Source organism: Streptomyces sp. NPDC045956 (assembly GCF_056430705.1).
This window is the reverse complement of sequence record NZ_JBWKKZ010000001.1, coordinates 551,260-564,838: the sequence shown is the minus strand read 5'-3', so window position 1 is coordinate 564,838 and position 13,579 is coordinate 551,260. Positions and strand designations below refer to the sequence as shown.

At 74.0% G+C, this 13,579-nt stretch carries 7 protein-coding genes; 2 read left to right on the top strand and 5 right to left on the bottom strand.

The genetic code is table 11. The features are described 5' to 3' along the window. Positions 1 to 854: 854 nt before the first annotated feature. The gene (locus AC07FV_RS02425; RefSeq protein ID WP_479084059.1) at positions 855 to 2,651 is read left to right on the top strand and encodes an alkaline phosphatase family protein; all 1,797 of its coding nucleotides are present in this window, start codon (positions 855 to 857) and stop codon (positions 2,649 to 2,651) included. A 24-nt stretch (positions 2,652 to 2,675) separates the two neighbouring features. Here the strand turns inward: AC07FV_RS02425 and dusB are convergent, their stop codons facing one another. Further along, the gene (gene dusB, locus AC07FV_RS02420) at positions 2,676 to 3,842 is read right to left on the bottom strand and encodes a tRNA dihydrouridine synthase DusB (protein WP_479084058.1); all 1,167 of its coding nucleotides are present in this window, start codon (positions 3,840 to 3,842) and stop codon (positions 2,676 to 2,678) included. 107 nt (positions 3,843 to 3,949) lie between these two features. Between dusB and AC07FV_RS02415 the strand changes: the two genes are divergently transcribed. After that, positions 3,950 to 5,398 (top strand): MFS transporter, encoded by a 1,449-nt coding sequence (locus AC07FV_RS02415; RefSeq protein WP_479084056.1) that lies wholly within the window; start codon positions 3,950 to 3,952, stop codon positions 5,396 to 5,398. 350 nt (positions 5,399 to 5,748) lie between these two features. On the opposite strand, the gene AC07FV_RS02410 is transcribed toward AC07FV_RS02415, so the two are convergent. The 4 genes from AC07FV_RS02410 to AC07FV_RS02395 all read right to left on the bottom strand — a co-directional run bounded on the left by AC07FV_RS02410 (position 5,749) and on the right by AC07FV_RS02395 (position 13,530). Next, positions 5,749 to 10,113 (bottom strand): HAD-IC family P-type ATPase, encoded by a 4,365-nt coding sequence (locus AC07FV_RS02410; RefSeq protein ID WP_479084054.1) that lies wholly within the window; start codon positions 10,111 to 10,113, stop codon positions 5,749 to 5,751. Between the two features lie 9 nt (positions 10,114 to 10,122). Beyond that, the gene (locus AC07FV_RS02405; protein WP_479084053.1) at positions 10,123 to 11,199 is read right to left on the bottom strand and encodes a hypothetical protein; all 1,077 of its coding nucleotides are present in this window, start codon (positions 11,197 to 11,199) and stop codon (positions 10,123 to 10,125) included. A 119-nt stretch (positions 11,200 to 11,318) separates the two neighbouring features. Continuing rightward, on the bottom strand, positions 11,319 to 11,933 hold the full coding sequence (locus AC07FV_RS02400) for a LysE family translocator (RefSeq protein WP_479084051.1): 615 nt from the start codon (positions 11,931 to 11,933) through the stop codon (positions 11,319 to 11,321). Positions 11,934 to 12,147: 214 nt separating this feature from the next. Further along, a complete protein-coding gene (locus AC07FV_RS02395; RefSeq protein ID WP_479084050.1) occupies positions 12,148 to 13,530 on the bottom strand; it encodes a glycine--tRNA ligase in 1,383 nt (460 codons plus the stop codon). Between the last annotated feature and the right edge of the window lie 49 nt (positions 13,531 to 13,579).

Here is a 13,579-nt window from a genome sequence, read left to right as displayed (position 1 = left end):
GCTGCCCTGACGGCGAGGAATCTACCCAGATCAAAGGCACCTGGGTACGTCCACTTGCGCGTCATACGCCTGTAACCACCCGTCCGCCAGCGGATCGAAAGTCAAGGCTTGGCAAGCGACCTGCCACCAGTGTTTTCACTTCTTGAACGAACGGCCCCTCAAAAGCGCTGCGCGACGCTCACCTGAGCGAGCTTGTCCACGTTTGAGTTCGATCGATGAACGATCAAGGTGTGGCACTCAGTGCCACACCTTCCAGAAGTGGAATCGCTCAAGATCCGCTCATCTGAGCGCTACCTCTATCAGAGGTGGCGAGAATCACGCTGCCACAGGCCGTCGGATTTCACCATGCGGACCGGTGAACGGACCGCTCGCGGCGGACGTACGAGTGGTCGGCGGACCCGGCCCCCTCGCCGGGTCCGCCGACCACCGCGTTCGCACGGAAGGACCTCCGGGTGCCTGTCTCCACACGCTTCGGCCAGTCCCCGCCCCCGGCCGACGAACCGCCCGCCCCGGACACCCGGCCGGAGAACCCGGGCGGGCCCACCGGGGCGAGGGAGGCTGACGGGACCGGGGGACCCGACCGGCCTGGGGGACCCGACGGATCTGGGGAGCCCGCCGGACCTGGGGAATCCGACCGGTCTGGGGAGCCCGCCGGATCTGGGGAACCCGACCGGCCTGGGGAGCCCGACGAATCTGGGAAGCCCTCCGGATCTGGGGAGCCCGACCGGCCTGCGGAACCCGACGCGTCAGGCGGCCCTGAGCCGGACGAGCCGGACGAGCCCGACCTCGTCGAGCCCGAGGACCCGGGAGAGCCCATCGGCGTACCGGAGAGGCCGGCACCGGAGCGCCCCCCGGTGCCGGACGAGGTCTCGGCTCCGGACGACGACGCCCCGGCACCGGTCTCCGCTCCCCCCGGCGACCGGCCGGAGCCACCCGCCCCCGCCCCGCGCACCCCGCACACCCCCCGCGCCCGCCTCACCCGTGAGCGCGTCCGGCGCGTCCGGCGCTCCCGGCACCCGCGTGTCGCACGGGCCGTCCGCCGGGGCACGACCGTCCTGGCCGCCGTCCTCGTGCTCGGCGCGCTGCTGCTGCCGAACAGCGTCGTCGCCCTGGAGCCGAACCGGTTCGCGCGGATACCGGCGGAGGCGGTCATCGGGGCGGTGCTGCTGCTCTGCCTGCCGCGCGTGCCGCGGCTGGTGCTGGCGGCGCTCTTCGGCACCGGCCTGGGCGCGCTGACCGTGCTGAACCTGCTCGACATGGGTTTCACCGAGTACCTGGGCCGGGGCTTCAACCTCGTCCTGGACTGGGGCCTGCTGGACGATGCCCGGTCGTACGTGGCGGACTCGATGGGCGGGGCGGCGGCGACCTGGGCCGCCGTGGGCGCGGTGGGGGGCGCCACGCTGCTGCCGGTACTGATGGCGCTGGCGGTGGTCCGGCTCGGCGAGCTGCTCGCCGCGCACCGGGAGCGGGCGGCCCGGGGCGCGCTGCTGGCGGCCACCGTGTGGATGACGTGCGCGGCGCTGGGCGTGCAGACCTTCGGCGTGCCGGTCGCCACCAGGAGTGCGTCCGGGGCCCTGGAGGCGCAGGCCCACCGGGTGGTCGACACACTGCGGGACGAGGCGGCGTTCGCGAAGGAGGCGCAGGCGGACCGGTTCGGCGGCACGCCCGCCGAGCAGCTGGTGCCGGACCTGCGCGGGAAGGACGTCCTCTTCACCTTCATCGAGAGCTACGGCCGCAGCGCCATCGAGGACCCGGTGACGGCACCCGGTGTCGGACGGACGCTGGACAGCGGCACGCGGGCGCTGGCCGACGCCGGTTTCCGGGCCCGCAGCGGCTGGCTGACCTCGGCGACGTACGGCGGCAGCAGCTGGCTCGGCCACTCCACCTTCCTGTCGGGCCTGTGGGTGGACAACCAGCAGCGCTACCGCACCGTGACCGCGGGCGACCACCTCACCCTCACCAAGGCGTTCGCGAAGACCGGCGACTGGGACACGGTCGGCGTCATGCCGGGCGTCCAGAAGGCCTGGCCGGAGGCCGAGTGGTACGGCCTCGACAAGGTCTACGACGCCTTCGACGTCGGCTACCGGGGCCCGAAGTTCAGCTGGTCGACCATGCCCGACCAGTACGCGCTGGAGGCCTTCCAGCGCCTGGAACACGGCAGGAAGCGCGACCGGCCGCTGATGGCGGAGATCATCCTGACCTCCAGCCACCAGCCGTGGGCGCCGGTCCCCCGGATGGTCGGCTGGGACGAGGTCGGCGACGGTTCGGTCTTCGAGGGCATCGAGGCCTCGGGCGAGAAGGCCGCGGACGTCATCGCCGACTCCACCCGCTCCAAGGAGGGGTACGGCAGGTCGGTGGAGTACTCGGTCACCAGCCTCACCCAGTGGCTGGAGCGCTACGGCACCGACGACACGGTCCTCGTCTTCCTCGGCGACCACCAGCCGCTCGCCCGCGTCAGTGGGAACGGGGCGAGCCGGGACGTCCCGGTGTCGGTCGTCGCCAGGGACCCGAAGGTGCTCGACGCGATCGACGACTGGAACTGGACGGAAGGGCTGAAGCCCGCCGCGGACGCCCCGGTGTGGCGGATGAGTTCCTTCCGCGACCGCTTCCTGACGGCGTACGGCTCCACCCCGCACCCCACCGGGGGCTGACCGGAGCCACACCCACCGGCCCGGTCAGCCGCCGGAGGTGTCCAGCTCCGCGTCCTCGCCGACGCCCGCGCAGTCGTACGGGTCCTTCAGCCAGCCGTCCGGCAGGACCACCCGGTTGTTGCCGGAGGTGCGGCCGCGCGGGCCGTCGGCGCCGGTGGGCCAGGGCTGGTCGAGGTCGAGTTCGTCCAGGCCGGCGCGGAGCGCCTCCAGCGAGGAGGTGATCGCGAGCCGCTTGCGCATCTCGGAGCCGACGGCGAACCCCTTGAGGTACCAGGCGACGTGCTTGCGGAAGTCGATGACGCCCCGCGCCTCGTCGCCGATCCACTCGCCGAGCAGCGTGGCGTGCCGGACCATCACGTCGGCGACCTCGCGCAGGGTGGGCCGCACGTAGGTGTCGGTGCGGCCCTCGAAGGCGGCGACCAGGTCGGCGAAGAGCCACGGCCGCCCGAGGCACCCGCGCCCGACCACGACCCCGTCGCAGCCGGTCTCCCGGACCATCCGCAGCGCGTCCTCGGCGGTCCAGATGTCGCCGTTGCCCAGCACGGGGATCTCCGGGACGTGCTCCTTCAGGCGGGCGATGGCGTCCCAGTCGGCGGTGCCGCCGTAGTGCTGGGCCGTGGTGCGGCCGTGCAGGGCGATGGCGGTCACGCCCTCCTCGACGGCGATGCGGCCGGCGTCGAGGAAGGTGAGGTGGTCGTCGTCGATGCCCTTGCGCATCTTCATGGTGACGGGCAGGTCGCCGGCGCCGGTCACGGCCTCGCGGACGATGGCCCGCAGCAGGTTCCGCTTGTAGGGCAGGGCGGAGCCGCCGCCCTTGCGGGTCACCTTGGGGACCGGGCAGCCGAAGTTCAGGTCGATGTGGTCGGCGAGGCCCTCCTCCGCGATCATGCGGACGGCCTTGCCGACGGTCACCGGGTCGACGCCGTAGAGCTGGATCGAGCGAGGCGTCTCGGTCGCGTCGAAGTGGATCAGCTGCATGGTCTTCTCGTTGCGCTCGACCAGCGCCCGCGTCGTGATCATCTCGCTGACGAACAGGCCCTTGCCGCCGCTGAACTCCCGGCACAGCGTGCGGAAGGGCGCGTTGGTGATCCCCGCCATCGGCGCCAGCACCACGGGCGGCGCGACGGTGTGCGGGCCGACCTGCAACGGCCGGGCGACGGTGCTGGGGGCGGGCGCGGTGGGCGTGGACATTCCTCCATTGTCACGTATGCGAGGCGGTGCTCGTCGCGCCTGTGGACAGAGACCGTGTATCGGTCATTAGTTAGCCGCACTATTGAAATGCGCGTACGATGGAGGCCATGCCCGAGCTGTCCCACCGCCGCCGCCTGCTCGTGCTCGCCATCTGCTGCATGAGCCTGCTGATCGTGAGCATCGACAACACGATCCTCAACGTGGCCCTCCCCTCCATGCAGCGCGATCTCGACGCGAGCACGTCGGGCCTCCAGTGGGCGATCGACGCGTACACGTTGGTGCTGGCGGCGCTGCTGATGCTCGCCGGTTCCACGGCCGACCGGATCGGCCGCAAGAGGGTCTTCATGACGGGTCTGGTCGTCTTCACCGTCGGCTCGGTGCTCTGCTCGCTGGCCCCGGACCTGTCCTGGCTGGTCGTCTTCCGGATGGTGCAGGCGGTGGGCGGTTCGATGCTCAACCCGGTCGCCATGTCGATCATCACCAACACCTTCACCGACCCGCGCGAGCGCGCCCGCGCCATCGGCGTCTGGGGCGCGGTCGTCGGCATCTCCATGGCCGCCGGTCCGCTGGTGGGCGGGGTGCTCGTGGAGTCGGTCGGCTGGCGCTCGATCTTCTGGGTCAACCTGCCGGTGGGCCTGGCGGCCCTGCTGCTCACCCTGCGCTTCGTCCCCGAGTCCCGCGCGCCGAAGGCCCGCCGACCGGACCCGCTGGGCCAGCTCATGGTGATCGTGCTGTTCGGCTCGCTGACGTACGCGATCATCGAGGCGCCGAACGCCGGGTTCGCGCGGGTCCTGCCCTTCGCCGCGCTGGCGACGGCCGCGCTGCTCGGCCTGCTCTGCTACGAACCCCGCCGCGCCGAGCCCCTGATCGACCTGCGCTTCTTCCGGTCGGTGCCCTTCAGCGGGGCCACCGTGACGGCGGTCACCGCCTTCGCCGCGCTGGGCGGGTTCCTGTTCCTGTCCACGCTGTACCTGCAGAACGTGCGCGGGCTGAGCGCCCTGCACGCCGGGCTGTGGATGCTGCCGATGGCCGTGCCGACCTTCCTGTGCGCCCCGCTGTCCGGACGCCTGGTCGGCAGCCGGGGGCCACGGCTGCCCCTGCTGATCGCGGGCGGTGCGCTGACCGTGAGCGGGGTGCTGTTCGCCGCCTTCGAGGCCGAGACCTCGAACGTCACCCTCTTCATCGGCTACGCGCTGTTCGGCGTGGGCTTCGGCTTCGTCAACGCGCCCATCACCAACACCGCGGTCTCCGGCATGCCGCGCGCCCAGGCCGGGGTCGCCGCCGCCGTCGCCTCCACCAGCCGCCAGCTGGGCCAGACGCTGGGCGTGGCGGTGATCGGCGCGGTGCTGGCGGCGGGCGTGGGCGCGTCGTCGTACGGCGACACCTTCGTCGCCGCGGCCCGCCCCGCCTGGTGGATCCTGGCCGCCTGCGGCCTGTCGGTCCTCATCCTCGGCGCCGTGGCGAACGGCCGCTGGGCCCGCCACACGGCGGAACGCACCGCAGAACGCCTGAAAACCCCACCCCCCAAGAAAACCCCCCACGCGACCACCCCCTAGGAGCACGGGGAACTACGCACCCAGCCCCCACCCACCCGCACCCCACACACGACCCCGACCCCCACCCCCCCAGGGGCGCGAGAAACCGCGCACCCAGCCCTCACCCACCCGCACCCCACACACGACCCCAACCACCCACCCCCCCCAGGGGCGCGAGGAACCGCGCACCCAGCCCTCACCCACCCGCACCCGACAACACCCCCACACCACCCACCCCCCAGGGGCGCGGGGAACTGCGCAAACCCCCCACCCACCCGCACCCCACACACGACCCCAACCACCGAACAAAGGGGCGCGGGGAACTGCGCAACCCCGCACCGCACAACCCCGCACAACCCCCACCACCCCGCTCACACCAAGCCCCGCACCACCCCCGGCACCCGCTCCGACACCGCGGGCCAGTACCGCCCGATCACCCCCTCCACCCGCGGCAGCACCCGCTGCCCCGCCAGCGCCAGCGCGATCGCCGCGGCCACGCCCGCCCAGGCGACGGGCCCGAGCGGCGTGCAGCCGAAGAGCTGACTGGCGCCCGGCGTCTGCACCAGGGCGACCAGCGCGGCGGCGGAGCCCAGCGACGTGACCTGGACCAGACGGCTGCCACGCCGGTCGGCCAGGGTCTGGGCGAGCTGGGTGCCGACCACGGCGCACAGGGCCATCGTCGTGGAGCGACGCCCCGTGCCCGGCGTGAACCGGCCGAGGAGCCAGGCGGCGGTCGCGCCGAGCGCCGTGGTGAGGGCCCGGTGCCGGATCTGCCGGATCAGCGGCTCGCCCAGCACCGCCGCACCGAGCGGCGCGCCCGCGTCGTCCTCCTCCTGCTCGGTGTCCCCCGTCTCCGTGACCGCCACGGCCATCGCGGGGAACAGGTCCGTGAACAGGTTGACCAGCAGCATCTGCCGGGTGGACAGCGGAGCGGCACCGCCGAGGACGGTACCGAGGATGCCGAAGCCGACCTCGCCCGCGTTGCCGCCGATGAGGATGGCGATGGCGTCGGCGACGCTGTGCCACAGGGCCCGGCCCTCCCGCACCGCCTCCACCAGGACCAGCAGGTCGTCACCGGTGACGACCAGGTCGGCGGCGTTGCGGGCGGCGGCCGAGCCGCGGGCGCTGATCCCGACGCCGATGTCGGCCGCGCGGATCGCGGCGGCGTCGTTGGCACCGTCGCCGACCATGCCGACGACCCGTCCGGCGTCCCGCAGCGATTCGACGACCTGGAGCTTCTGCTCCGGCGCCACCCTGGCCACGACGTCCGCGTCCCGCAGCATCCGGGAACGTGCCGTGCGGTCCGCGGCGGCCAGCTCGTCGCCGGTGACCACGACGGCGTCCTCGGGCCAGCCCAGTTCCACGGCGATGGCGTGGGCGGTCTGCGGATGGTCGCCGGTCAGCACCACGGGCCGTACGCCCGCCTCGCGCAGCCCGTGCACCAGCGCCGGGGACGTCTCGCGCGGGACGTCGGACAGCCCGAGCATCCCCGTGAACTCCAGCCCCTCCGGTTCCTGTTCGAGGACGTCGGCGGCCTTCTCGCCCCTGCGCAGCGGCCGGCCGGCCACCGCGATGATGCGCAGTCCGTCGCGGGCCATCCCGTGCGCCACCTCCGTGACGTGGGAGGGCAGGCCGGCGCAGGCGGGCAGCACGGTCTCCGGGGCGCCCTTGACCACGAGCACCGGCGCTCCCCTGCCGTCCCGTCCGACGGCGGCGGCGTAGCCGCGGGAGGTCTCGAAGGGCAGGCCCTCCTCCTGCGTCCAGCGCGGGTCGTCGCCGGCGGCGTCGAGGACGGCCTCGTCGGTGGCGTGCGTGGGGCGGGCGCCGTCGCCGTTCAGGCGGGGGCAGGCGCGCGCGGCGACCCGTACGGCGTCGGCGGCGTCCGGGTCGCCCGCCTTGCGGACCGTGCCGTCGGCGCCCGCGACCCGGGTCAGCCGCAGCTTGTTCTCGGTGAGCGTGCCCGTCTTGTCGAAGCAGACGGTGTCCATCCGGCCCAGCGCCTCCAGCGTGCGCGGGGTCCGCACGAGGACGCCGTGGCGGCTGAGCCGGCGGGCCGCCGCCAGCTGCGCCACCGTCGCCACCAGCGGCAGCCCCTCGGGCACCGCGGCCACCGCCACCGACACGCCACCGGCGACGGCCTGCCGGATCGGCGTGCCGCGCAGCAGCGAGAGGCCGGTCACCGCGGCGCCGCCCGCCAGGGTCAGCGGCAGCGCCTTGCGGGTCAGCTCCTGGAGCCGGGCCTGCACCCCGGCCGCCGACGGCGTGCGGGCGGCCAGCGAGACCGCCCGGGACGCCTCGGTGTGCTCCCCCGTGTCCACGACGACGGCCTGGGCGCGGCCGGCCACCACCGTCGTGCCCTCGAAGACCATGCAGTGCCGCTCGGCCACGGGGGCGTTCGTCACCGGGTCGACGCGCTTGTCGACGGGCAGGGACTCACCGGTGAGGGACGACTCGTCGATCTCCAGGCCGTCCTCCCACAGCAGCCGGGCGTCGGCGGGCACGACGTCGTCGGCCTTCAGCTCGATGATGTGTCCCGGACGGAGTTTCGCGGCGTCCACCACCCGGGGCTCGGCCGCCGGGTCGTGGGTCTCCTCCTCGGCGACGCGGGCCTTCTGCTTCTGCTGCGCGAGCAGTCCGGACAGCGCCCGCTCGGCGCGCAGCCGCTGGAAGCCGCCGACCAGCGCGTTCAGGTCCAGCGCGCCGACGACCAGCAGGGCGTCCATCACGGAGCCGAGGATCGCCTCGGCCGCCGAGCCGACCGCGAGCACCGGGGTGAGCGGGTCGTCCAGCTCGCCCCTTACGGCCTGGCCCAGTTGCCACGTCCACTTCACCGGCGCGAGGACCGGGACACGGCCGGCCCGGTCGGCCGCCGTGTGCATCCGGGCCGTCAGCTGTTCGGCCAGGGACGCCGGCGGCTCCTTCTCCCGGTCCAGGCGTTCCCGTACGGCCGCGGGGTCCAGCGTGTGCCACGCGACCCGCGCACGGGGGTGCGGGGCGCGGGCCGTGGCCACACCGAGCGCGGAGCGGGTGCCGGACAGCAGGGCCACCGCCGCGCTCACGTCGACCGGAGCGTGCCGCAGTCCGGGCAGCAGCGAGCCGGTGAGTCCCTGCTTGCCCCTGCGCGCCTCGCCGACCGCCACCAGCAGTCCGGACAGCGCGGCCCCGGACCGGGCCAGCGTCTGCGACCGGCGCCCGATCGCCCGGGCCGCCGGCACCGCCCGCAGCAGCCGCCAGACGTCGGCGAGGCCCTGCGGGGCGATCACGTCCGCGCCCCAGGCCACCGGCGCGTCCGCGTCGGCCAGCGCGACGGCCACGTCACCGGCGAGCAGCCCGGCCACCGCCTCGTCGTCGTCGGACCGGGGCCGTACGACGGTGACGACGCCGCCCTCGGCGCGCAGTTCGCCCACGACGTCCCGGAGCGGGCGGCCGGCGCCGACGACCTGGTCCGCGAGGCCGGTGAAGTCGGCCAGCGCCGGGTCCTCGACCATCACGACGCGCAGGCCCGCGCGCCGGGCGGCGTCCAGCACGTCCTCGGTCCACGGGTCCGCGCTCGCCCCCGGCGCCCGCAGCGCGCTGGGGTGCAGGACGACCGTGGCGGCCATCTCCAGCTGCCGCAGCCGTTCCGGGTCGCGCACGAGCACGCCGTCGCGGGACAGCGCGGTGCTCAGTACGGCGTGGAAGGCGGCGGGTCCGTAGCGCGCGGCCTTGGGCGAACCGGCCAGCACCGCCTCGGCGGCCTCGGCCACGTCGTGCTTGACCAGCAGGGTCGCCAGCGCGCCGACCACGCTGCCGGTGGAGGCGTGGGCCGCGTACTCCTGGGCGGGGGACGTCCGCAGCGGGGGGCGCACGGCGGGGTCGGCGGGCAGACTCCCCCGGCCCGGCGCGCACAGGCCGTCGTGCACCGCCTCGAAGGTCGCCGTCCGGGTCACCGCCTCCGCCAGCTGGCAGGCGCGCAGGGCGCCGTCCAGTACCAGCGAGGCGGGGCTCTGTCCGGCGCCGTGCACGGCCGCGTTGGCGGCGGCCAGCGCCACGTCCATGCCGTGGGCGCCGAGCCGTTCACGGAGCCAGGCGCGGAAGGCCGGGTTCTCGCGCAGCAGCGTCCCCACGGCCGTCACCAGGCGGGGCGAGGGCGGCAACCGCAGGCGCGCCCCGGTCAGGGCGGCGGCGATGCCCAGGAGGTCGGCGCCGAGGGCGGTGGCGGCGACGCGCACCGAGGCGGGGTCGCCGGGGTGGGTCAGCTCCTCCACCGGATCGTCCGGCCCCTGTTGCTCCGCCCGGGTCAGTCCGTGCTGTTCGGCGAGTTCGGTGGCCCGGTCGACCACGCGGTCGGTGAGCGCCTCCTCGGTCGCGGTCACCACCAGCCGGGCGAGGCCGGTGTCCCAGTAGGCGAGCGCCACGTCCGGGTGCTCGGCCAGGGCCGCCGCCACCCGACGCGCCACGCGCTGCGTGCCGCCCGCCCGGCGCACCTCCTCCGCCGCGGCCGGCCGCAGCGCCAGGTGCGCCCGGGGCCCGGCACGCCAGTCCCGGGTGGAGCCGCCGCCCGGCAGCGCGGCGCGCGCGACCCGTGCCGCCCGCGCGGCGAAGTCGGCGCCGCGCACGGAGGCCCGGGCGGTGCCCGCGACGGCGCCGGCCGCGGCGCCCACCGCGGGTGCGGTGCCCCGCGCGAGCAGCCGGGGTCCGGCCAGCACGACCCCGGTCACGGCGCCCTGGGAGCGCGTCAGAAGTCCACCGACCATCGCCGTGTCTCAGCCCGTCTTCCGCGAGGACGCGGCCGTCTTCTTGGCGGCGGTCTTCTTGGCGGCGGTCTTCTTGGCGGCGGCCGTCTTCGCGCTCCGGCCGCGCCCGGAGGCGGCCGGCCGGCTGGCGGACGCCTTCTTCGCGGCGCCGCTCCGCGCTGCGCTGCTCTTGGCGGCACTCTTCTTCGCCGTGCTCTTATTCGCCGTGCTCGTCGTGGCGGTGCTCTTCTTCGCCGCGCTCGTCGTGGCGGTGCTCTTCTTGGCCGCGCTCTTCTTCGCCGTGCTCTTCTTCGCCGTGCTCTTGGGGGTGGTGCTCTTCGTGGCGGCCCTCTTGGCGGTGCTCGCGCCCGCGGAACCTGACCTCGCGCCCGCGGAACCGGACCTCGCGCCCGGGGAGCCGGACCTGGTGGCCGTCTTCTTCGCCGAGCCGCTCCCCGCCGTGCCGGTCTTCGCGGCCCTCTTCGCGGCGCTGATCTTGGTGGCCGTCTGCCGGGCGGCACCCGACTCGGCCGCACCCGACTCGGCCGCACCCGACCCGGCCGCCCCCGTCTTCGCCCCACCCGCCTGCGTCTCACCCGCCTTCGCCGCACCGCCCTTCGCGGCCTGGCTCTTGCGGCCCGCGGCCTGTGTCCCCGACGTCTTCGCCGCGGCACCCCGGCGCGCCGTTCCCCCGGCGGCGGTACCGGCTCCGCCCGTCCCCGACCCGGCCGTACGTGACCGCCCCGCGGCCGCCGTACCGGACGTGCCCGCGCCGCGGCCCTCCGTTCCACCGCCCGAGGCCCCCGCACCGTCCCGCAGCACCCGCGCGGCCTCCGCCTCGGGCGACTCCTGCGGTCGCGGACGCGTCAGCCACGCCACCGCCGCCCCGGTCGCCGCCACCGGCCACTCCACCAGCCCGACGACGCCCAGCACCCCGGCCCCCGTGTACACGAGGGCGCGGCGTCCACGCGGCGACACGGCCCCGACCTTGTCCAGCGCGCCCTCGGCGACCCTGCCGACCGTCCCGGCACCCGGAACCTTCCGCAGCGCCGACGCGGCCGCGTGCAACGGCCTCGGGAGCGTCTGCGCCGACTTCTGCTCAGCCATGACTGTTTCGTCCTCGCCCTGTGCATGCGGTGGAAATCCTGGAATATCACCATCCGCACAACTCGGGGTTCCCGCACCTCGGGCGCCGCCCCCGGGCGACACCCGAACGCACCCGCGCTCTAGCGCGCCGTGAAGGCCAGCTTCGCCCCCAGCGCCACGAAGGACCCCGCGAAGCTCCGCCGCAGCCACGCCATCACCCGCGGCCGGGAGACGACATGGCTGCGCACGGACGCGGCCAGGACTCCGTAGGCGGCGAAGACGACGAAGGTCACCGCCATGAACACGCCGCCCAGCAGCAGCATCCGCGGCAGGGCACCGGCCTGGCCCGGGTCCACGAACTGCGGCAGGAAGGCGAAGAAGAACAACGTCAGTTTCGGGTTGAGGATGTTGATCAGCACGCCCCGCAGGATCACCCGTCCCGCCGGGACGGGCTTCCCCCGTTCGGCGGCCACCGTGAGCGTCTCCCTGTCCCGGAGCGTGGCCCACGCCATGTACAGCAGGTAGGCCACACCGGCGTACTTGAGGACCTGGAAGGCGGTGGCGCTGGCGTGCAGCACCGCCGCGACGCCGGTCACGGTGGCCAGCAGGTGCGGCACGATGCCGAGCGCGCAGCCGAGAGCGGCGACGACGCTCGCGCGGCGGCCGCGCGAGAGGGCGGCGGCGAGGGTGTAGACGACCCCGGTGCCGGGGGTCGCGACGACGACGAAGGTGGTCAGCAGGAAGGCGAGGCTCATGGGCACCACCCTGCGACGCGGCGCCCCGGCCCTCCAGGTCCAATGGCCCACCGGCATCGGGGACCACCGACCGCCGGTCACCACCGGGAGGGGACCACTCGCCCCCGCCCCCCGCGGCCCCAGCCCCGGCCCCCCGCACAACGGCGCCCACCCTCCGCCCGAACGAGCCGGGGGAGGGTGGGCGAAGGCGGGGGCGAGGTCCCCGGTACGAAGGTCAGCAGCCGACCAGGCGCGAGGCCAGGTACCCCTCGATCTGGTCCAGCGACACCCGCTCCTGCTTCATGGTGTCCCGCTCCCGGACGGTCACCGCGTTGTCGTCGAGGGTGTCGAAGTCGACGGTGACGCAGAACGGCGTGCCGATCTCGTCCTGGCGGCGGTAGCGCCGACCGATCGCACCGGCGTCGTCGAAGTCGATGTTCCAGTTCTGCCGCAGCGCCTGGGCGAGGCCCTTGGCCTTGGGCGACAGCTCCGGGTTGCGGGACAGCGGCAGCACCGCGACCTTCACCGGCGCCAGGCGCGGGTCGAGACGCAGCACGGTGCGCTTCTCCAGCTTGCCCTTGGCGTTCGGCGCCTCGTCCTCCACGTACGCGTCGAGGAGGAAGGCCAGCATCGCCCGGCCGACACCGGCCGCCGGCTCGATGACGTACGGCGTCCAGCGCTCCTGGGCCTCCTGGTCGTAGTAGGAGAGGTCCTGGCCGGAGGCCTTCGCGTGCGAGGAGAGGTCGTAGTCCGTCCGGTTGGCGACACCCTCCAGCTCGCCCCACTCGCTGCCGCCGAAGGAGAAGCGGTACTCGATGTCGGCGGTGCGCTTGGAGTAGTGGGAGAGCTTCTCGGCCGGGTGCTCGTACCAGCGCATGTTCTCCTCACGCAGGCCCAGGCCGGTGTACCAGTTCCAGCGCTGCTCCATCCAGTACTCCTGCCACTTCTCGTCCTCGCCCGGCTTGACGAAGAACTCCATCTCCATCTGCTCGAACTCGCGGGTGCGGAAGATGAAGTTGCCGGGCGTGATCTCGTTGCGGAAGGACTTGCCCATCTGGGCGATACCGAACGGCGGCTTGCGGCGCGAAGTGGTCTGCACCTGGGCGAAGTTGGTGAAGATGCCCTGGGCGGTCTCGGGCCGCAGGTAGGCGACGGAGCCGCTGTCCTGGGTCGGGCCGAGGTGGGTGGAGAGCAGACCGGAGAACTGCTTGGGCTCGGTGAAGGTGCCCTTGTTGCCGCAGTTGGGGCAGTTGAGGTCGGCAAGGCCGTTCTCCGGGGCCTTGCCCTTCTTCTCCTCGTAGGCCTCTTCCAGGTGGTCCGCGCGGTACCGCTTGTGGCAGGAGGTGCACTCGGTCAGCGGGTCCGTGAAGGTGGCGACGTGTCCGGAGGCCACCCAGACCTCCGGGGCCAGGATGACGGAGGAGTCGAGACCGACGACGTCCTCGCGCGAGGTGACCATGTAGCGCCACCACTGGCGCTTGAGGTTCTCCTTGAGCTCGACACCCAGCGGTCCGTAGTCCCAGGCGGCACGCTGACCGCCGTAGATCTCACTGCACGGGAAAACGAAGCCACGGCGCTTGCTCAGGCTGACGATGGTGTCGATCTTGTCGGCGGCCACGGTGCTCTCTTCATTACGACGACGGTGACTGACTGGTGCGGCGCGAAGC

What these genes read in the sequence shown, in the direction of transcription:
- dusB (WP_479084058.1), bottom strand. Translation starts at nt 3,842, where the DNA reads ATGTCCACGCCCACCGCGCCCGCCCCCAGCACCGTCGCCCGGCCGTTG.
- AC07FV_RS02415 (WP_479084056.1), top strand. Translation starts at nt 3,950, where the DNA reads ATGCCCGAGCTGTCCCACCGCCGCCGCCTGCTCGTGCTCGCCATCTGC.
- AC07FV_RS02410 (WP_479084054.1), bottom strand. Translation starts at nt 10,113, where the DNA reads ATGGTCGGTGGACTTCTGACGCGCTCCCAGGGCGCCGTGACCGGGGTC.
- AC07FV_RS02405 (WP_479084053.1), bottom strand. Translation starts at nt 11,199, where the DNA reads ATGGCTGAGCAGAAGTCGGCGCAGACGCTCCCGAGGCCGTTGCACGCG.
- AC07FV_RS02400 (WP_479084051.1), bottom strand. Translation starts at nt 11,933, where the DNA reads ATGAGCCTCGCCTTCCTGCTGACCACCTTCGTCGTCGTCGCGACCCCC.